Source organism: Actinoplanes sp. NBRC 103695, assembly GCF_030269485.1.
Classification (GTDB): Bacteria; Actinomycetota; Actinomycetes; order Mycobacteriales; family Micromonosporaceae; genus Actinoplanes.
On sequence record NZ_BSTL01000024.1, the window covers coordinates 1 to 19,791 of the forward strand.

At 68.1% G+C, this 19,791-nt stretch carries 15 protein-coding genes; 12 read left to right on the top strand and 3 right to left on the bottom strand.

Annotation, left to right across the window (positions count from 1 at the left end; translation table 11 throughout):
• Positions 1 to 1,645 precede the first annotated feature (1,645 nt).
• Complete coding sequence (locus QSK31_RS35020; protein WP_285688940.1) at positions 1,646 to 2,524, bottom strand: hypothetical protein; 879 nt, start codon at positions 2,522 to 2,524, stop codon at positions 1,646 to 1,648.
• 476 nt (positions 2,525 to 3,000) lie between these two features.
• Here QSK31_RS35020 and QSK31_RS35025 point away from each other — a divergent pair, with 476 nt between their 5' ends.
• The 9 genes from QSK31_RS35025 (at position 3,001) to QSK31_RS35065 (ending at position 12,979) form a co-directional block, all read left to right on the top strand.
• Positions 3,001 to 4,113 carry an aldo/keto reductase gene (locus QSK31_RS35025; protein ID WP_285688941.1) on the top strand — a complete coding sequence of 371 codons (1,113 nt, stop codon included), beginning with the start codon at positions 3,001 to 3,003 and terminating at the stop codon, positions 4,111 to 4,113.
• Positions 4,110 to 4,940, top strand: a complete 831-nt coding sequence (locus QSK31_RS35030; RefSeq protein ID WP_285688942.1) for an endonuclease/exonuclease/phosphatase family protein — start codon at positions 4,110 to 4,112, stop codon at positions 4,938 to 4,940. The genes QSK31_RS35025 and QSK31_RS35030 overlap by 4 nt, the downstream gene beginning before the upstream one ends.
• Positions 4,941 to 5,068: 128 nt before the next feature.
• Complete coding sequence (locus QSK31_RS35035) at positions 5,069 to 7,192, top strand: B12-binding domain-containing radical SAM protein (protein WP_285688943.1); 2,124 nt, start codon at positions 5,069 to 5,071, stop codon at positions 7,190 to 7,192.
• A 38-nt stretch (positions 7,193 to 7,230) separates the two neighbouring features.
• Positions 7,231 to 7,974 (top strand): dTMP kinase, encoded by a 744-nt coding sequence (locus tag QSK31_RS35040; protein WP_285688944.1) that lies wholly within the window; start codon positions 7,231 to 7,233, stop codon positions 7,972 to 7,974.
• A 2-nt stretch (positions 7,975 to 7,976) separates the two neighbouring features.
• Entirely contained in the window at positions 7,977 to 9,212 is a 1,236-nt protein-coding gene (locus tag QSK31_RS35045) for a DegT/DnrJ/EryC1/StrS family aminotransferase (RefSeq protein WP_285688945.1), read from the top strand.
• Positions 9,213 to 9,217: 5 nt separating this feature from the next.
• Entirely contained in the window at positions 9,218 to 10,531 is a 1,314-nt protein-coding gene (locus tag QSK31_RS35050; protein ID WP_285689049.1) for a formyltransferase family protein, read from the top strand.
• A 2-nt stretch (positions 10,532 to 10,533) separates the two neighbouring features.
• Positions 10,534 to 11,220, top strand: coding sequence for a hypothetical protein (locus QSK31_RS35055; RefSeq protein WP_285688946.1), 687 nt, complete (start codon positions 10,534 to 10,536; stop codon positions 11,218 to 11,220).
• The gene (locus QSK31_RS35060) at positions 11,217 to 12,026 is read left to right on the top strand and encodes a hypothetical protein (protein WP_285688947.1); all 810 of its coding nucleotides are present in this window, start codon (positions 11,217 to 11,219) and stop codon (positions 12,024 to 12,026) included. The genes QSK31_RS35055 and QSK31_RS35060 overlap by 4 nt, the downstream gene beginning before the upstream one ends.
• Positions 12,027 to 12,091: 65 nt before the next feature.
• Positions 12,092 to 12,979, top strand: a complete 888-nt coding sequence (locus QSK31_RS35065) for a carbohydrate kinase family protein (protein WP_285688948.1) — start codon at positions 12,092 to 12,094, stop codon at positions 12,977 to 12,979.
• On the opposite strand, the gene QSK31_RS35070 is transcribed toward QSK31_RS35065, so the two are convergent.
• Positions 12,957 to 13,553 (bottom strand): NUDIX hydrolase, encoded by a 597-nt coding sequence (locus QSK31_RS35070; RefSeq protein ID WP_285688949.1) that lies wholly within the window; start codon positions 13,551 to 13,553, stop codon positions 12,957 to 12,959. The genes QSK31_RS35065 and QSK31_RS35070 overlap by 23 nt on opposite strands.
• Before the next feature lie 721 nt (positions 13,554 to 14,274).
• Here QSK31_RS35070 and QSK31_RS35075 point away from each other — a divergent pair.
• Positions 14,275 to 15,552 carry a DUF459 domain-containing protein gene (locus tag QSK31_RS35075; protein ID WP_285688950.1) on the top strand — a complete coding sequence of 426 codons (1,278 nt, stop codon included), beginning with the start codon at positions 14,275 to 14,277 and terminating at the stop codon, positions 15,550 to 15,552.
• A gap of 498 nt (positions 15,553 to 16,050) precedes the next feature.
• Here QSK31_RS35075 and QSK31_RS35080 read toward each other — a convergent pair whose 3' ends face one another.
• Entirely contained in the window at positions 16,051 to 16,605 is a 555-nt protein-coding gene (locus tag QSK31_RS35080; RefSeq protein ID WP_285688951.1) for an NUDIX hydrolase, read from the bottom strand.
• 226 nt (positions 16,606 to 16,831) lie between these two features.
• Between QSK31_RS35080 and QSK31_RS35085 the strand changes: the two genes are divergently transcribed.
• Positions 16,832 to 18,934: an ABC transporter ATP-binding protein gene (locus QSK31_RS35085; protein WP_285688952.1), complete on the top strand. Its 2,103-nt coding sequence runs from the start codon at positions 16,832 to 16,834 to the stop codon at positions 18,932 to 18,934.
• A 63-nt stretch (positions 18,935 to 18,997) separates the two neighbouring features.
• Positions 18,998 to 19,762, top strand: a complete 765-nt coding sequence (locus QSK31_RS35090) for a nucleotidyltransferase domain-containing protein (RefSeq protein ID WP_285688953.1) — start codon at positions 18,998 to 19,000, stop codon at positions 19,760 to 19,762.
• Positions 19,763 to 19,791: the final 29 nt, after the last annotated feature.

Below are 19,791 nucleotides of genomic sequence, written 5' to 3' on the forward strand. Positions count from 1 at the left end.
GCACCCTGCAAGTGCCTTCCGTGACAGGAAACTTGGACCCTCAGCAAGTCCTATTTTCCCTGATCAGAAGGCACTTCTTCGTTTCTGCCCAGTCCTTGGACACCCCTTAACGAAGGGTCGAGGCTAGGAGGCGTTGGCTCCCGGATCACCGCTCTGCTCCCGCTGTAGAACACCTCGGCAGATAGGCGGCGCGTCGGTGCCTTGAGCCGGACGGAACTCATTGTCGCAGACCTTTCTCGCGACACCGGAGTGGCGTGCCATCACCGAGGCTCAGGATCTGCTCGAGCTTGCGCGATCGTTGGTCGCTACCGGCCGGCGGTACTCGCCTAGCTGGCCTCTCGGACATCAGGCCCTCGGCTCACCTCGGCCACCGACCGAGTCAGACGCGCTCGCCACATCGGCGCAGCAGCTGAGACTCTCGCTCGGGGGCAGACCATGCTCGGCGGCGCAGGCGGCCTCGCCTCGATCCTCCCTCACGCTTGTTCCACTGCCGGTCATTCAGTCCCAAGTGTCGGCGACAGTTTGCGGCAGCGGCCGGAACCCAAGCCCGCGGAGTGAGCGCGGCGGCTGTCGACCCGCCACACTCCGGCAGTGGTACGTCAGAGCGGCAGCTCCGTCCACTCCTCAACGCCCTGCACGCGCAGCCAGTCGGCGTTGACCCGCACCGTTTGCTCCGCTCCCGTTGACCTCGGCGCACGTGTCCACGAGGTCGGCGAACCGGGCGTGGCCAATGGGTGCGGTGACGTTGAAGTCGCCGCTGACCTCTGCCGCGCACAGAGGACGGCGAACGCGGCGAGGTCACAGACATCGATCGGCTGGTTCGGCCGGTCGGCCGGTCGGCCGGAGCCGGGGCAAGCATGTCACTGCTGGTGGATGCCCGCAGCAGCCACCACGTTGGCCGCCCGACGTGCTCGTGTGGTCCGAGAACCACGCCTGGAGGCAGTACTGTCGTGCGGTCCTCGCCCAGCGTTTGTCGGACCGCCTGCTCGCATCCCGCCTTGGTGGTCCCGTAGCGAACGAGCTCGCCGTGCTCGATCGCGTAGTCAAGCTCGGCGTCGACAGGGCACTCATACCGGGGCGACGGTCCGTGAGCAGGGACCTGGGCCAGCCGGTGAAGGCGTTGACCGTCGAGATCGCCATGTAGTGCCCCACGGACGGCGCCAAGATCGTCGTTGCCACGAAGGGTCTCGTGTGGCGTGAAAACGACGGTGTCGATCACCGCAGGGCCGGCTACTCACCTCAGCCAGCCGTGACGACCGTGCTGTTCGGCTCGACCGGCCCCGGCACCTTCACGCCGCGCCTTCTGTCCAGAATCGCGGCAAGCTCCCGCCGGGGTCATTACCCCGTCGTGTGCACCAGGCAGGGCGATCCGGGTGCACACGAGGGTGCATACGACGGTGTAGTTCCCTAGCTGTCGAGCTTCCCGCCACGCTGGTGGTGGCAGCGTAGCCAGTCCATCACTACTCGTAAGCCGCCCAATGCGAGTTTCGCCTAGCGAGCTGCGGGCTTCGATTCTGGGTAATCCGAAGAACGGATCTTGATTGGGTCTTGATCGCCACTTCGTGGCATGCGTGTCCGGTCAGATCTAGCGCGCTACCAGATTTGATGCCGCTTGTTCAATCGTCCACAAATGCGATCGGGGAAGCTATCTTTCCGATACGTCGGCGCGGCGGCTTTGCTGTTCAATATTTACCAGTTCATCGGTGATGAACTGGAATATGCTGCCGGGAGCGCGGCAGACGAGGACGGGTATGGAGGGGATTCGGTTGCGGCTGTGGCTGTAGAAGCCGACTACCGCAACATTGTCGAGGCGGTAGAACGAATAGAGGCGGTCGCCGGGCCTGTATCGGATTTCAATGTCGGCGCCACCCGCAATGCGCAGGTCCTTGAAGTCGTCGTGAGTTGCGGTGATGCGGCGCCGTAATTCCTCGGTGCTGACGGCGAAACGATCGGCAAGCGTGATAATTGTGGATTGGTCGTCAGGGTCTGGGAGGAATACCCGGATTCGACTTCCAGGTCGCGAGGCCAGATTGTGGAGGTGGCGGGCGTGGAGATTGCGCCAAGTCTGGGCGTAGGCGACGAAGATGTCGAGTTCACGGATCTCCGAGAAAAGCTCTTCCCATTCAAGTTCATTGAGATAGCTGGAGCCGATGCGCAACAGACCGGCATCGTTGATGTCGTTGGCCAGCTTCATAGTCAGGCCGTGTTGGTGGAGGGCTTCTCGTTCGGCTTCGGCTTGCAGGCGGGCCGCCTCGGTGCGGGCAGCGGCGAGCAGGCGAGCGGCCTCGCGTTCGGCGCCGGCCCGAATCTCGGACGCCTCGTCGAGCAGCCTTTGCGCCTGGGTCTTCGCTGGTGGCTGATCAGCGCTGCTGGTGTCCCGATGCGACGTGGCGCGTTGGCCCGCGATTCGATTCCACGCGGCAAGCCAGCGGGGATCAGCACCTGGCTCGAGACGGCAGGCTCGCAGGAAAGCGAGCAGAACCCTCTTACGGGGAAGACGCCGGCCAGCGAGCACGTCGACCATGCTGCTGCGCGGCATCGGCGTCGCGTGGAGAGTTCCCCACTTTTCAAGATCGCGGTACGAGACCTCCGCCTGAAGGCGAAGGCTGTTCAGGCACGCAGCAAACTCGGCGATCGAGCCGGCCGTGGTCGGATCGACGTCCGAATCGTCGGCCGCGGGTGGCTGGGGGTGTCCGGTGATGTCCGGAAGTGTACCGGGCCGGGCGCGGCGGTGGGAGCCGCCGGTGACGCTCTGACCAGCGCCGGATCGGATTGGCGTGTCGGGAGTGTCCGGTGTGCTTGCCGGACGCCTGCCAGGTCGTATCCCATGTTCGCTAGGCGGCCAAGGCCACCGGGCGACGCCGGTATGGCTTCCCACCCGGGCGGGGTCTCGATGGCTGGGGTCGTTGAACAGCGTGTGGAGGCGATTGTGGCGACTGGTGTGGCCTGTCCCGTGACCGAGCACGGCGCCCGCTGGCGTCGTTGTGGTCGGCGGCCGCGATGAGCAGCACGGTGGCGGAGCCGCTGCCGCGGCGGACGTTGGGCCGTACCGGTATCGCGGTGTCGGCGTTGGGAGCGGGATGCTGGCCGCTGGGTGGCCCCGATGAGAACCTGGGCATGCCGATGGGTTGGGCCGAGATCGACGACGGGACGGCGGTGGCTGCGCTCGAGCGGGCCTTCGAGCGCGGAGTGACCCTGTTCGACACTGCGGACGTGTACGGCCATGGCCGCTCGGAGCGGCGCCTGGGGCGCCTGGTCGCGCAGGTCCCGCGCGACCAACTGGTTCTTACCTCCAAGGTCGGCTATTTCGCCGGGACGGCGGCGCACGGCTACGACCCTGGGCACATGCGCCGGCAGTTGGAGCAGAGCCTGCAGAATCTGGGCACCGATGTCCTGGACGTCTACTTTCTGCATCACCCGGACTTCGGGCCGGAGGATTGCTATCTGGACGGTGCGGTCGCAGCGATGCGGGACTTTCAGGCCGAGGGCCTCGTACGGGCGATCGGCATGCGGGGCCCGCACCGCTTCGCCGTGGATCGGCTGACGACCGGGCCGCATCTGCGGGGCGACAAGATCGCCCGGTTCCGGGCGCTGTTCGACGTTGTGAACCCGGATGTGCTCGCGGTGCGGGACAACCTGCTGACGCCGGGCGGCCGGTCGGAAGGAATCTTTGCGCTGGCCGACGCCCACGGTTGCGGAGTTCTGGTCAATAAGGCGCTGAGCCAGGGGCTGCTGACCGGAACCTACCGTCCGGGCCGGGAGCGAGTATTCGGGGCGGGGGACCACCGCAGCCGCAAGCGGTGGTTCGGGCCAGCAGCGGGCGCGGTGATGGCGGCGGGCATCGACGAGCTCGGCGCGCTCGTGGGTGGGGAAACCACTGATCTGATCCGGATCGCGTTGTGGTCCTGCTTGAGCCGTTCCCCGCATGCCGTCGTTCTGGTGGGCTTCACTAGCGTGCAGCAGGCGGAGATGGACTTCGGCTGCCTGCGGGAACCCCCCGACCCGGCGACGATCGAGGCCGCGCGCAAGATCATGTCGCGGGTTCAGGCGACGCTCGACGCCGGCGGCGAGGTCTTCGCTGACGAGCTAACCGACACGAAGGGTGCCCGATGATCGCCGCGAACCTGCTGCCATCGGGGCAGGTCGGATCCGATGCCGTGCCCGGCACCACGGTTGGGGTCCTCACCTGGAACGTCCAACACGCCAGCGCGGCCCGCAGCGCGCGGCAAGCGGACTGGATCGCCGCACAGCCGGACGCGGATGTCGTGGTCCTGACCGAGGTAGCGGGCGGCCGATCAGGCGACAGCGTGGCCGCGTCGCTGACCGGTCATGGCTACCGCGTCCACCTCACCGACTCGGGCGGCAAGGACCTGCGGGTTCTGCTCGCGACTCGCGTCGGCGACCTGGAGGCGAGACCGCTGGACGCCGCTGTTTTGCCGCACCGGGCCGCGGGCGCGGTGTTGCACCACCCGGAGGGGCATCAGCTGGCGCTCGTGGGGCTCTACGTCCCATCGCGTGGACCCCGTAACCGGCGCAACCTCGACAAGAAGGCGTTCCAAACCGCCGTCACCACGCTGCTGGAGCGCCTGCCCGGCATCTTCGGATCCGGTCTCCCGATGCTCGTCGCCGGCGACCTGAACGTGCTGGAACCGGGACACCGCCCGCATCACGCGGTGTTCGGCCGCTGGGAGTACGACTTCTACTCCAGTTTCGCCGCGCGCGGCTTCGCCGACCTCTACCGGATGCATCATCCGGAGGGTACCGACCATTCCTGGTTCGGTCGTTCCGGAGCCGGCTACCGCTTCGATCACCTGTTCTGCATCGGTGATCAGCGACTGACCGTGACTGGCTGCCGCTATCTGCACGCCGCACGCTCCACCGGTTTGTCCGACCACTCCGCCATGTCCGCCGACCTCGAATGGGACGTCCCGAGCCCCTGATCTGACCCGGCAGCGCGACCAAGCGGGAATTGCACACGGTCACGCTGCGATGCCTCACGCCCCGAGGCATTGCACAGAGTAGCGGCACTATCGCTTGTTGACGTGCGTTCGTCACCTGGAGGTCCCCCATGCTGGCAACTGCCCCCACGACCACGCGCAACAGACTGCTCTGGGCGGTCATCCACGCGACCGGCAACGACCCGGGCGCTGAACTCGTCCACAACCTGAACCACCTGCCGCTGACGGACGTCGCCGCGCTGAGCACAGCACTGGCATCAGCATTGCCGCGACGCTTCGCGGTGACCGGCACCCTGGAGAATCGCCTGCTGATTGCCGAGAACCCGTCCGGTGAGTGGACGATCGCGGACTTGTCCGGGCAACCGCACAGCAGCCGCCAGTGGCCGGCGTGGACACGCGACCGCGTTACCGTGCACCAGCCGGACGGATGGCTGTCGTCCGCAACGCTCACCGAGGAGGCCGTCGCCCGCCTGCTGCGCCCGCGCCTGCTGCTGGTGGCGCTCTATCACCCCGAGTGGTTCCCGCTGCCGCGTTTCCCGCTCGGGATTTCTGACCTTGCCCGTGCTGCCCGCAGCACCCTGCTGGGCCAGGTCCGGCTCATGGACATGCAGCTCGGCGCTACCCTGCCCGACGTGCGCGCGGCCATCGACCTGTGGCAGCCGGACGTCGTCGGGGTCTCGGCCACCTTCGGCCAGCACGATCTGATGACCGGCCTGCTCGACCACCTGGAGCAGTTGCCCGAGCGGCCGCTGATCGTGGCCGGCGGCAGCCTCACCGCCCGCAACGAGGCCCTGCTGCTGGAGCGGTACCCGGACCTGCTGGTGGCCCGCGCGGCCGGAGAACCGACGATCGCCGACGTACTCGCTCATTACCACGGCGACGTCGACGTGCAGCAGATCCGCGGCATCGGGTACCGCGGCGGCGGGATCGCGATCGGCCGGCAGCGCACCGCCGGGGTCGCCAACCGGGCGCAAACCGACTTCCTGCCCGAGCTCGACCTGCTCGACGCGACCCTGGACCACCGCGGAGTGGCCCAGCTTGAGGCATCCCGCGGCTGCACGAACTTCTGCTCCTTCTGCCCCCGCGGGCACAAGGGCACCTGGGCCGGCGGGCGCCCCGACGACCTCGGCTGGATCCTGAAAGAGATCGGCGAGGTGTTCGACCGGCATCCCGAGGTCTCCCGCACGCTGTACCTGGTAGACGAGGAAGCCATCGGCGCCGGCCCCGACGCGGTCGCCCGCGTGCGGGAGCTGGCCGAGTCCATCCATGCGGCCGGCTTCCGCTGGGAGTCCTCGTGCCGCGTCGATCAGGCCGTCGACCCCGAGAAGGACAGGGCGTGGCACGTGGAACGCGCCGGCATGTGGCGTCACCTGGTCGAGCACGGGCTGCGCCGGATGCTGTTCGGCGTCGAGTCCGGTGTGACCTCGGTGTTGGAGCGGTTCAACAAGGAAACCACCGGCGAGCAGAACGCCCTGGCCATCCGCACGCTGTCCGCGCTCGGGGTGCCCACCCGGTTCACGTACATCACCTTCGACCAGCTGATGACCGTCGAAGAACTCGCCGCCACGCACGCCTTCCAGGCCCGCACCGACCTGCTGCTGAAGCCGTTACCGCATTTGAGCGTGGCCGAGATCGTCGACGGGGTCCGCGACGAGGCGTTCGTCGCGCAGCACAGCACCGGCCGGCCGTTCTACACCGCAATCTCCTACATGCTGGTGTCGATGGAGTGCCTGACCGGCGCCGCCTACACCCGCAAGGTGCAGGCCGCTGGGCTGGCCGGCGAGGCCCGGCCGTCGCTCGGGCGCATCGACGCCCGCTACGCCGACTGGCGCCTGGGGATCTGCTCGCGCAACGCCCAGCTGTGGATCGACCGCCACTTCGCGCTCGACTACACCCTCAAGAGCCTCGAGAAGATTCTCGACGGCCCGCCCCGGCACCAATTGCGGCAAGCCCGCGTCGTGCTGAAGGACTCCGCGTTCACCCTGCTGACCGCCATGCTCGGCCTCATCGATGCCGGCACCCTCGGCGACGACGCCGACGACTTCGAGCAGCACCTGCGCCAGGTCATGGACCAGCGCCTCGCCGAACTCGATCACCGCATGAGTACGACAGTCGCGGCCCTGCTGCCGATCCTCCCCGCCGATTCCGCCGCGGTCCTGAACCACGAACTGGACCGCTGGCAGCACGCCGAAGGCTGGCAGCTCATCAACGCCGCCGACCCGTGCGGCACCTGACGGCAGAAACCGGCGACCAGGAGTTTGGAGACACGTGCATGCAGGGAAGATTCATCGCCTTGGAAGGCCCGGACGGCGTGGGCAAATCGACCCTGGCTGCGCAGTTGGGCGACCTCGACTACGCGAGCGCGGTCGCGCAGCTCGGCGATCTCGGCGCCGGACCGCGCGAGCTGGTGTTCGCCGGCCGCCGACAGATCTCGGCGACCTCCGCCTACGCGGCGAACGTCATGAGCCAGCTCGCCAACGTGCTGTGGCACAGCGGAGACGCACGCGACCTGCCGGACGCCTTCTGGGTCGGCGTCCAAGCCGCCTGGTTCACCGCCCACGCCGGCACCGTCGTGCGACCGTTGCTGGATGCCGGCCACGACGTGATCGTCGACGGCTGGACCTACAAGTTCTTCTCCAAACTGCTGGTCCAGGGCTACACCGAATCCGACCTGCACACGATCTTCGCCCGGGTCCGCATGCCCGACACGGTGATCCTGTTGACCGCCGACCCCGGCGCCCTCTACGACCGCCGGCAGGGCGACTTCCGCCCTGCCGAGCTGGGCATGCACGCCACCCATTCCACGCTGGGCCGCGACACGTTCATCGACTACCAGCAGCAGGGCCTGCACCACCTGCACCGTTTCGCCGACGCGTACGGCTGGTCCACCGTGGCGCTCGATCCCACCGCGAGCATCCTCGGCAACACCGACCGACTCGCCGCGGTCCTCGCCGAGCTGCGCAGCAACCCCGCGACGGCCAGCGACCAGCCGCCCCTGACACCGACAAGGAGCTGACCATGTCGTCCCTTCTCGCCGCCCACGGCGGACCGGCCACGATCGACATCCCAGGACCGCACTACCAATGGCCGGCCATCACCGCCGACCTCGAACAGGCCGTCCTGCAGCAGACCCGCCGCTCGCTGTCCGACCGCGACGCCAGCGGCATCCTCGGCGAGTTCGAACGCGCGTTCGCCGCGTTCGTGGGCGCACCGTACGCGGTGTCGTTCGCCACCGGCACAGCCGCGATCCACGCCATGAGCCGCGTCGCCGGCCTGCGGCCCGGCGACGCGATCATCGCCCCCGCCTACACGTTCCTCGCGACCGCCACCCCGTTCGCCTTCGAAGGCGTCACCGTCCGGTTCGCCGACGCCGACGCATACGGCAACCTCACCGCCGACACCATCGCCGCCCAGTTGCGACCCGACGTGCGCGCCGTCATCGTCACCCACATGTGGGGCAACCCGTGCGACATGCCGGCGATCGCCGCGTTCTGCCGCGAGCACGACCTGCTGCTGTTCGAGGACTGCTCCCACGCCCACTTCGCCGCCCGCAACGGCCAGCACGTGGGCAGCCTCGCCGACATGGCCGTCTACTCGACCAACCAGAAAGCGATCACCACCGGCGAGGGCGGCGTGCTCACCATGCGCGAGCAGAAGTACCACGACCTCGCCCTGCTATTCGGCCACTACAACAAAAGGTGCCAACACGAAATCCCGCCCGAGGCCGACTACTACCCCTTCGCATTCACCGGGATGGGTCTCAAACACCGCATGCACCCGCTCGCCGCCGCCATCGGCGTCCAGCAACTGCACCGGGCCGGCGAGATCGAACAACGCCGCCGCACCATCCTCGAACGCGTCACCGATCGCCTCGCCGGCAACCCCGTCATCACCACCGCCACCGTGCCCGCCGACACCGGCCAGCACGGCCTGTACGTGATCGGCCTGCGGTTCCAGCCCGGCAACGCGACCGTCAACCGCGGCGAGTTCGTCAAACTCTGCCTCGCCGAAGGAGCCCACGAGGTAGACGTCCCCGGCTCCACCCACGACATCAGCACCGAACCCCTGTTCGCCCGAACCGACCCCCACGCCCCCTACCAGCCGATCGCGGCGCGGGCGACCGACCTGCCCGGCGTCCGCGACTTCCAGGACACCTTCATCAAGATCCCCATCTGGGGGTACCCGGGCGACGAAGAGGTCGTCGACGGCTACCTCGCCACCCTGACCAAGGTCAGCACCGCGGTCGCGGCGTGACCACCATGACCACCGGCCACCGACGCGGCCGATTCCCCGTGCAGCGAGATCTCGACGGCGACTTCGGTGCCGCCGACCTCGCCCACCTCACCGCCCAGGCCCGCCAGGCGCCGGCCGCCTGGAATCCGGGACTGGACGCGGCTGCGTACGACAATCAGGTGTGGCGGCTCGACCGGCCCGTCGACGACGGCCGCCTGCTCGGCGACCCCCGCGGAAAAGACCTGTCGCCCGGCGAACCGAGCGACACCGATCGGGAACTGCTGCACGCCTTCGAGGTCTGCGGCCTCTGGCACCCGCCCGTCGCCGACAACCTGGCCGATCTGGACGCCTCGCACGCCCGCGTGTGGCTCGCCCTGACCAACCGGTGGACGACGCTCGCGACCACCAGCGGCGATCTCCGGCTGTTCAACACCGCCTGCAAACTCTTCGGCGCGGTCCGGGCCCGCGCCAGCACCAGCACCAGCGACGGCTGGCGGTCGCTCGCCGACCCGCTCGCCGACACCGCACGCCTGATCAGCACCGCCACCGACGACCTCACCGACCGGCTCCGCCGCACGCAGCCAGCAACGACTATCGCCTCGTCCCCGGCCCGGCCGATCACCGCCGCCGCGCTGTCCTCGCCGCCGCCCATCGTCGTGCTGGCCGGCAGCAGATCGTCCGGAGCCCGGCAGTTCCTCGCCGGGCTCGCGGACCCGTCGCCGGTCGCCGCCGTCTGCTGGTACGACACACCGCAGCTAGCCCTACCCGACGCGTCGGCGTACGCGGACGCCTGGTATCCGCCCGAAACGCCAGCCCCGCCGGGCTCTTCCGCGCCTCCCGATCGCCCCGGCCGCGAGGTCGCGCAGCACTCCACCCGGACATGGAACGAGGTCGCTGAGGTCATCGACGCCTACCGCGCCGATCTCGTCGTGCTGATCGGCATGCCCATCGTGCCCGCCCCCGTCCTGCACCGCGCGCGCCTCGGGGTGATCAACGCCCACAACGGTGCCCTCCCGCAATACCGCGGCATGGACGCCGTCGGCTGGGCCGTCCTGAACGGCGACCTCATCGTCTGCACCGCCCACCTGGCCGCACCCGCCGTCGACCAAGGCCACATCCTCGCCGCCACCACCGTCGGCTACCCGCCATCCGGCAGCCTCCGACGGCGCGTCAAAACAGCCCAGCTCGACCTGCTGCACACCCTGACCTGCGAAACAGCAGCCACCGGGCACCTTCGCGCCGGAACCCCGCAACCGGCAGGGCGGCAGTTCTACCGCCTGCACCCGCACCTCAAACGGGTGCTCGACACCTACCACGACCACTTCACCGAAAGGACTTGATCGTGCCCACCGACATCACCGAGCACCCCAGCTTCGGCGACCTGGACGCCGTCGACTGGGACAACACCGCATCCATTCTGACCGCCGCCGAACATCTTTTTGACGCTGTCACCGGCCACCCCGGCCTGCTCGCCGACCTGCTGGACCACCTCACCGGCGACCCTGCCCTGCGCGCGATGTGCGAGGGCTACGACTTCATGGACAAACTCGTCCTCTACGACAGCCCCGACCACCGCATCCGCCTGCGGCTGCACCGATACCGTCCCGGCTACTTCGACCGCCCGCACAACCACCGATGGCCGTTCGCCAGCCGCATCCTGCGCGGCACCTACCTGCACCGCCTCTACGGCAGCGACGAACAGTTCACCGAAGACACCGACCCCGACCAGCTGACCCCTCTGCTGGAACGCGTCGAACACCCGGGTTCCACCTACGCCCTGCACCACACCAGCGTCCACACCGTGCAGGCCGAAGCCGACAGCATCTCGCTGCTGCTGCGCGGCCCCGCCGCCAAAGACCGCTTCCTCATCCTCGACAAGAAAGCAGGGGGATCCTTCTGGGTGTACGGCGCCGCCCAGGAATCACCCGAAACTCGTACCTCCAAGATCATGAAACCCGTTCAGCTCGACCAGACCATCACCCAAGTACGGACGCTTCTCACCGACGCTCAGACGGAGCAACGCCGATGAGCGACCACCTGCAAGGAATGCTCTTCGCCGGCATCGGCGGCCAGCCCGCCGTCGACGACCACCTCGCCGACACCGAATTGCGGCTGTGCACCCTCAATATCGGCAGCCCCAATCCGGCGCGCGCACAACGGCTCGCCGACTGGCTCGCCGCCAGCGGCAGCAACGCTCTGGTGCTCACCGAGGTCCAGGCCGGCCCCGCCTGCGACCTGATCCGCACCACCCTCGACGCCCACGGCTACCTGCTGCAAGCCACCCCCGGCTGGCGCGACCAGCGCTTCCACACCCTCACGGCCACCAAAGGCTTCCAGATCGACACGATCACCCCGGCACCCTTCGACCCACGCATCACCGCCGTCGACCTCACTTCAATGGGTGGCACCGTCCGGCTCGTCGGCGTCTACGCACCCACCAACGGCATGACCCCTGCCAGCAGCCACCGCCGCCGCGCCTTCCAAGAACAGTTCACCACCTACGTGAAAGACATCCTGCACCCCCGGCTGCACATCACGGGCGATCTCAACGTCATCGAACCCGGCCACCAGCCCCACCTGCCGAGCTTCGAAGACCACGACTACGCCTTCTACCAAAGGCTGATCGACCTGGGCCTGCACGACGCCTACCGCCACGACCAGCCCGACGGTACCGACCACAGCTGGATCAGCCCCCGCTTCGGCTCCCAGCGCCTCGATCACGCCTTCGTCCGCGACACCACCACGCTGACCTCATGCACCTACGACCACGCCCCACGCCTCGAACAGCTCACCGACCACTCCGCCCTGCTACTGGCCACCGGCCTTCCCGGCTAGCAGTCGGCTCCCGCCACGAGCCGCCCACGTAGACAACTGCGCCCCAACGCAAGGAGCGACGTCCTTTGGCAACCATCGGCTGCTTCAGCTACCTCGCCGCCGTCCACACCATGCGCGTCGAGACCTACCCCCGCATCAACTACGGCGTCGACATCCTCGGCACCGACCACTTCATCGCCGGCGACGGGCCCCTCGTCGCCGGCATGCTCGCCACCCTCGGCCACGACGTCACCTTCGCCGGCAACCAGGTCGCCGCCGACGAGGCAGGCCGCCGGCTCGAACACCGCCTCCACACCTGGGGCGTCACTCGCACAGCAGGAACGCCCCCGGCCGGCCGGACACCGGTCAACACCGTCGTCTGCGACGACGCCGGCAACCGCACCTGGTTCTCGGACCTGCGCGGAATCACCGACGCCCTTACCGGCGCGGTCCTCGGCCCCACCACGGTCACCTACATCGACTGCTACGAAGTTCTCGGAACCGCACCACAACCCATGATCGAGGCAGCCCTTTCCAACGGCTCCGAACTGTTCCTCAATCTCGGCGGCTCGCCCCCGCCGCCGTGGCTGGCCGCGACCCTGGGCGACAAGCAGGCGGCGGTTCTTCAGACCAACGCCGACGAGAACGACGAAAGCGCAGCCCGCAACCTTCTCTCCAGCCTCCGCGAACTCCAGCTCGCCGATCTCACGGTCGTGACCGCCGGCCGGCGAGGAGCGGTCGCCGCCGACGGCAGCGACCGCATCGTGGAAACGCCGGCGAGCAGCGTAGACGTGCGGCAGGTCCAGGGAGCAGGCGCAGCCTTCTCCGCAGCCCTCATCCACAGCCGCACCAGAGGCGACTACCTGGAACGCAGCCTCATCTATGCCTGCGCCGCAGGCAGCCTGTGGTGCACCCGCTGCCTGGACGACCCGCTTCCCCGCGACGCCGAGATCAGCGCGTTGAGCCGCTCGTAACCAGGGCCGTGCTCAGCTTGGTCACGAACCGGGCCATGTGTGGATCGAAATGGTCGGCCGCCCAGTTGATCGGCTCATCGAGCCCGAACCAGCCGACACCACGGAACTCGCCCGGGTCCGGAGTGATCGCCTGGTTCCGGTCGCCGTGCAGCACGAACCACATGGTCACGTCGGTATGGGTGTGCGGGCCACGGGTCTGGGTGATCGAGAGGAAGAGCGGGTGCTGACCGAGAAGCTCGTGGAAACGAACATCGATGCCCAGCTCCTCCTGAGCTTCGCGGACAACCGTGGTCCTCGGGTCCTCACCATCGTCGACATGCCCGCCCGGCAACAGCCAGCAACCGGCCTTGACGTGATCGACCAGCATCAACGACCGGCTCGCCTCATCGAGCAGCGCGAAATAGACCGCCAGGTGCTGCGGAGGAGTCGTCGGCGGTACCGTCCGAAACAGCGGTTCGCCAGAATTCACCCAGGCCAGAATGTCGCTTTGATGCTGCCGCTCGGCATCATCGAGCGGCGACACCTGCGCGGTGAGATCAGCGATAAGCGCTCGCGGATCGTCGGTGATCGGCATCGAACCTCCAGAGACAACGGCAGACCGTCAGCGTCTCGACCGCGACTCGATCGAGGCCATCTGACGAAGACCGTGGCGACGCTACCGTGCCCGCACTGCCCGGGCGAGACCCGCCGACTCGCGTGTCATCCGAACGTTGACGACGCAGCGCCCACGACGTCTCGCCGTCGGCGCAACGGTCAGCATGACGCATCCGCCGCGCTGCTGCACCGCACGTTCAACGAACCTACGACTGCCCCAACGGCAACGGCTGTCGAACCCTGCCCGGCGTCTCTGGCCAGTGCAGGGACCGTCTGCTTGCCCGCACCGGCTCCTCATCACTGACCTGGCGATTCCCGAACCCGGACCGGCGACCTGGGCGTACGAGTCCAGCAGCAGGCGACCTCGACAGCCTCTGGTTCAGTGGCGCTCCGACCACCGACCGGGTACGCGCCGCGTTGCCTGCTCTGGCACTGCTGGGCGCACCTTCTACAGCACCCCCTGGACGCTCTCGGATCGGCGAATTCCTGATCACCAAAGACCACCCCAGCTAGCGACACCCAACCCACCTGGCCGCCGGACGATGACCGGTACGTGTCAGCCCCAGCACCATCTCAATTCAGCAAAAGCAATAAGATAGGGCATTTACGGCATGTCTACTGATGCGCTCACCGCCTTGCACGCCCGTTATCCCGACGCTATCCGCGTCGGCGCCGGCTGTGACCTCCCGGTCGACCTTCAGGTGGAGCTCGACGACGACGCCATACTGATCCTCGGCGACCGGGTCACTATCCGCCGCGGCACCACCATCCAGGTTCACCGCGGCGCCACCGTGATCATCGGCAACGACGTCGCCATCGGCGAAAACACGTTCATCTCCGCCATGATCGGAATCCGGATCGGAGACGGCGCAGCGCTGTCCAACATGGTCGACCTGCACGACCACAACCACCGCGACCCCACCGACGCCGATCTGACCGGCGACCGGCTCGTGCCGTGGGCCAGCGGCTTCGGCGGCGCACCGATCATCATCGAGCCTGGCGCGATGATCTCCAAGAAGGTCACCGTCACGGCCGGCGTGCGCATCGGGCAAAACAGCACGGTCGGCGCCGGTTCCACCGTCACCCGCTCCCTGCAACCCAACAGCGTCGCCGCCGGCGCGCCGGCCACCGTGCATCGCCGCTTCGACGGCGTGCTACGCGGCAGGCCATCGTCCCCGAGTATCACGTTCGCCTGGTACGGAACCAGTATCATGCAGCACTACGAGGGCTTCAACACCCGCATGATCACCCAGGCCGACCTGCCCGACGTCGGCTCGCACGTCCAAGTCGAACGATGGGTCAACCGCGGCTACGTGCACCGCCTGCACACCACCTGGCAAACCCGCTGGCCCCACCTCAACCTGCACTTGCGCAACCACGGCGAGGGCGGCGCGACCAGCCGCGACATCCTGCAGATCGTCCGCGAGCACATCGCCGAGCACACCAACCCCGAAACCACCGTCACCATGCTCGGATGCGGCATCAACGACGTCTGGCGCCAATTCCAAGGCCGGCAGGGCGAAGCCGTCGACCTCGACGAATACAGCGACAACTACCAGCAGATTCTCAACCTGCTCACCGCGTCGTCGCGTCAGGTCATCTGCATCGGCGAAACCCCGCTCGGCTACGACGACACCATCGACGTCACCGCAGCCAACACCACCCTGCAGCAATACAACGCGGCCGCCGCCCAGCTCGCGGCCGACAACGGCATCGCGTTCATCAACGTATGGGACGCATTCACCACCACTGGCCGACTCCTGGCCGACCGCACCGGCATCAGCCTCTACAGCGACGGCGTGCACCTGTCCGAACACGGGGACGCACTGCTCCACGACCTCGTCGACACGCACCTGAGCACCGACAACACCATCGGGCGACTCACCACCTACCCGACGCTCGAACGCACGGAGGCCCGGCGCCGGTATGCGGCCTGGTTCGCCGACGACCGCGCCGCGCCGACGACGCGAACGTCCTGACCAGGACCGCTACAACGAGCGGATCACCTGACCCGAAGAAGAGGCCCCATGACCGCGTCCGGACCGTCGCTCAACACCCACCTGGACCAGCTCATCGCCGCCGCGGGCCTCCCCGTCCTGACCGTGAACAGCAGGTGGGGGCCGCACAGGCGCACGGCGCCACGCCAGCACTTCGCAGGACTAGACCCTGGTGGGCCACGGGTCGAGCGTCCGCTTCAGCTTTGTCACGAACCGGCGGACGGCCGCCGGGGCGTAGCCGGACTGTGCCCAGGAGCCTTCGGCGTGAGGGCCTTCGCGGAACATCGCCGATGCTCTCCCGGGCCGCTGATCTCCAAGGGAGTCACCGGTATCGGCAAGACCTACCTGACCCACCGTGCGATCGAGTTCCCAGGCTGCGAACGGCGCGGCGGCGCGCCTGGCCTCGCCCTCGTGAGCCCGCTCGTGGGGCGCCCGCGTGCGGCAGTTTCGCATTCCGTGATACCTGGCGGCCGGCCCGGATCAGGCTATCCGGACCCGGGCGTCGGAGGCGCGCCGGACCCGAGCCCCGACCAGGCGTGTGGCCTCGTTGAGGGGGAACCACGCCGCGCTCGTCACCTCCGATTCTTGGAGGCTGCCGATATCGCCAGTTGTCGTGAAGGCGTATCCCAGGTCGAGGTGGAAGTGTTCCGGCTCGTCCTTCTGCGATCGAGCAGGGACCCTGCCGTACTCGATATAGACCGGCTCCTGGGACACGGCAATGACCGTAGCCGGGTCGATGCCGGTCTCTTCTACGAGTTCTCGCACAGCTGCACCCATCAGCGTGGTGTCGGTCGGCTCCAGATGACCACCTGGCTGCAGCGGGATCCCGTAGGCGCGGTGCCCGACGAGAAGGATGTCCTCGCCGCGGGTGAGCAGCGCGCCGACGGTTACATGCATGTCGAAGTTGCGCCGAGAAGCGAAGTCCTTGCCGCGCGCGAGGAGCTCGACCGGCTCGGCCAGCAATGCCGTCTCCTCTGGGTGGCGGTCGAGGTAGGCGGCCAGGATGCCGGCAATCTCGGAATCAGCGATCGACAAGAGAGGCCTCCACGGCAGTCGGGTCCGTTGCGTCCGCTCGGCGCCGCAGACGCACAACGTTCGGAGTCCTGCTGGCCCGCGTCGGCCGACCTCAGCGAACCTATCGTGTGCGTCACCTCCGTTTGCGGACAGCGGATGGGTGTCCGGACGCTGACACCCACCCGTGGCTGGGTTCCGCGATCGCATCAGTGTCGTTACCGCGTCCGCCCGAACCGCCTGCGTGTAGATGGATACGGCCGAGTCCTTCACGCGGGTGACACGAGCCGCCCGGCCAAGCGATGGCTGGCGCGCGGCTCATCGCGCTGTTCTCGCACTGGGGCTAAGCGTGTGCCATGACGCGGCCTGGCCAGCTCTCATCTGCTGCGTTGTCCTGCCACTCACGAGGAGGGAACTGTCGGTGAGCGCCCAGCCCAGAAGGCTCGGTACAACCATTCCTGCGCAGCCCAGATCAGGCGACGCGGAGCCCGTGTTACCGGAGCTGCGCAATGCCTGGTGGGAACACGGTGTACGCCGACGCGCCGAGACCGGGGTGTTCGGAGTCTTCGCTGAGCTGCCTGGTTTGATCCGTCAGGCGATCCGGATCGCGCGGCGTGCTGACCGCACCCGGACGCTGGTCGTGGCCGGCGCCACGATCGCGGCGGGGGCGATGTCGACGTTCGGGCTGTTGTCCACCCAACGAGTGCTGGTCGAGTTGTTCGGCGGCGGGCCGACCCCCGACCGGGTGCGCGCGGCCCTGCCGGCGCTCGTCGTGCTTGCGGTGGTGACCGCAGTACGCGGAGCGCTCGGTATCGCGGTCGGGTACGCGCAGAACGGGCTGGCTCCGCGGGTGAACGAGGCTGCCGAGCGGCGGCTGTTCGAGGCGACCACCGAGGTGCAGGTGACCGCGTTCGACGCGGACGCGTTTGCCGACGACATGGAACGCGCCACCCGCGGCAGTGACGCGGCGATGGGGCTGGTGCAGAACACCGCCAATATGTTCGCCGGTCTGGTGAGCTTGATCGCGGTAACAGTCGCCGTGTTGGTGATCAATCCGCTGCTGCTGGCCGCGCTGCTGGTCGCCACCCTGCCCAACGGCTACGCCGCATTGCGTGCTGGGCACCTGCGCTACGCGACGTTCCTGGCCGGGTCTGTGCGCCGGCGCCGCCTGTGGGTGTTGCAACGGCAGATGGCCGAACGGGACTCGGCCCCAGAACTGCGCTCGTACGGGCTGCGCGACTTTCTGCTCGGCCAGTACGACATGGTGATGGGCGCCCAGACCAAGGAAGATCTCATGCTGGCGCGGCGGACCACCACGACCACCAGCATCGGCGCCGTCATCAGCGGTATCGGCCTGGCCGGTGTCTGGGTCCTGCTCGGCGCTCTGCTCGCGAGCGGGCGGATCCCTCTGGCAGCGGCGGTGACCTGCGTGGTGGCGATCCAGGCCGCCCAGCGTGCGCTGGCCCTGGTGACGTTCCAGCTCGACCAGCTGTACACCGGCGGGCAGTTCTTCAAGGAGTATGTCGGCTTCCTCGACCGCGCCCGCACCTACCTACCGCCTGCACAGCTTGCTGCCGCGCCGGCCACACCGACGCTGGAGCAGGTGCGCGTGCGCGGGGTCAGTCTGCGCTACCCGGACAAGGACACCGTGGCCGTCGACAACGTCACCCTCACCATCGCCGCCGGGCAGACCGTGGCTTTCGTGGGTGAGAACGGCTCGGGCAAGTCCACCCTCGCCGCCATGATCGCCTCCCTGCGCGAACCCACCGACGGGGTGATCGAATGGAACGGCCAGCCGCTCGAGCACTGGGACCGCGACAGGTTGCGAGCGCGGATCGGTGTCGTACTGCAAGACCACCACCGCTGGCCCTACACCGCAGCCACCAACATCGCCATGGGCGACCTCTCGGAGCCGGCCCAGCAAGACCGCATCGAGAACGCCGCGACCCGCGCCGCGGCCCACGACACGATCGTGGCTTTGTCACACGGTTACGAGACACTGCTGGATCGCACGTTCAAGGACGGCGAGGAACTGTCCGGCGGGCAGTGGCAGCGCATCACCGCCGCCCGCGGCCTGTACCGGGATGCGGACCTGTTGATCATGGACGAACCCTCCTCAGCGCTGGACCCGCGCGCCGAGCACGCCTTGTTCCAGACCATCGCTGACCGGCAGGGCACCAAGACCACGATCCTGATCACCCACCGGTTGGCCAACGTCATCCATGCCGACCAGATCTACGTCCTGCACGACGGCGCCCTCACCGAGACCGGCACCCACCACGAACTCGTGGCTGCGGGCGGTCGGTATGCGGAGCTGTTCGCGATGCAAGCCGCCGGGTATCAAAGCGCCTGAGCCCGCCCCGACAAGCTGAGCACCAACCCTTTCGGACACCGCTTTTGAGGAGAATCCCACCTGATGAAAGAAAGCTCCGACACCCTGGCGTCGCATCTTCAGGGGCTGACCGACGACCGAGATGCCTGGTTGAAGTCGACGACCGGCATGCTCACCAGGCACCCTTGGATCTGCGGGGTATGGGTGGTGGGCTCGCTCGGCCGCGACGACGCCGACGCGTTCTCCGACATCGACTTGGTCGTCGCCGTCGACGACACCGCACCCGGCATCGTGTTCCAGGACCCGGTCGCGGGCCTGGGGATTCCCGGCGAAATCCTGTTCGTGCGGCCGAAGCCCGTCAACGCCCCGACCGGCGGCGCCTACCTCGCCGCCGGTATTGACCTGCACGGCCTGCCACTGCTGGTCGATGTGTTCGTGTGGCCGTCCGCCACCGCGGCGGTCAGCCGCGACGCGACCGTCGTGTTCGCCCGCCGCCCGCTGTTGCACAGCCCGCTCGACTTCATCCCGCTGCTCGACGAGCACCCGTCCGACGACCGGCGTGGGTCGGATCCCGACGCTGCGGGCACGGTGCTGATGTGGGTCATGCTCGCCGCGAAACACTGGTCCCGCGGCAACCAGGCGAAGCTCGTCGGTGTCTGCGAGCAGCTCGGCATCCCCGCCGACCGCTGCGATGCGCGCTGGCTGGACCGAATCCTTGACCAGCGCATCCCCTCCGGGCCGGCCACCGGCCGCGCCGTCATCGCCGTCCGCCACCTGCTCACGCTCGCCGAATACCACCACGCCGCGCACGTCGCCGGGACGGCGAAGGACGGCGTACCGCCCCGGTAGTCGTCGCCAACGTGCGGGCCGTACGGCCC

What these genes read in the sequence shown, in the direction of transcription:
- QSK31_RS35020 (WP_285688940.1), bottom strand. Translation starts at nt 2,524, where the DNA reads ATGGTCGACGTGCTCGCTGGCCGGCGTCTTCCCCGTAAGAGGGTTCTG.
- QSK31_RS35025 (WP_285688941.1), top strand. Translation starts at nt 3,001, where the DNA reads ATGAGCAGCACGGTGGCGGAGCCGCTGCCGCGGCGGACGTTGGGCCGT.
- QSK31_RS35030 (WP_285688942.1), top strand. Translation starts at nt 4,110, where the DNA reads ATGATCGCCGCGAACCTGCTGCCATCGGGGCAGGTCGGATCCGATGCC.
- QSK31_RS35035 (WP_285688943.1), top strand. Translation starts at nt 5,069, where the DNA reads ATGCTGGCAACTGCCCCCACGACCACGCGCAACAGACTGCTCTGGGCG.
- QSK31_RS35040 (WP_285688944.1), top strand. Translation starts at nt 7,231, where the DNA reads ATGCAGGGAAGATTCATCGCCTTGGAAGGCCCGGACGGCGTGGGCAAA.
- QSK31_RS35045 (WP_285688945.1), top strand. Translation starts at nt 7,977, where the DNA reads ATGTCGTCCCTTCTCGCCGCCCACGGCGGACCGGCCACGATCGACATC.
- QSK31_RS35050 (WP_285689049.1), top strand. Translation starts at nt 9,218, where the DNA reads ATGACCACCGGCCACCGACGCGGCCGATTCCCCGTGCAGCGAGATCTC.
- QSK31_RS35060 (WP_285688947.1), top strand. Translation starts at nt 11,217, where the DNA reads ATGAGCGACCACCTGCAAGGAATGCTCTTCGCCGGCATCGGCGGCCAG.
- QSK31_RS35070 (WP_285688949.1), bottom strand. Translation starts at nt 13,553, where the DNA reads ATGCCGATCACCGACGATCCGCGAGCGCTTATCGCTGATCTCACCGCG.
- QSK31_RS35085 (WP_285688952.1), top strand. Translation starts at nt 16,832, where the DNA reads ATGGATACGGCCGAGTCCTTCACGCGGGTGACACGAGCCGCCCGGCCA.
- QSK31_RS35090 (WP_285688953.1), top strand. Translation starts at nt 18,998, where the DNA reads ATGAAAGAAAGCTCCGACACCCTGGCGTCGCATCTTCAGGGGCTGACC.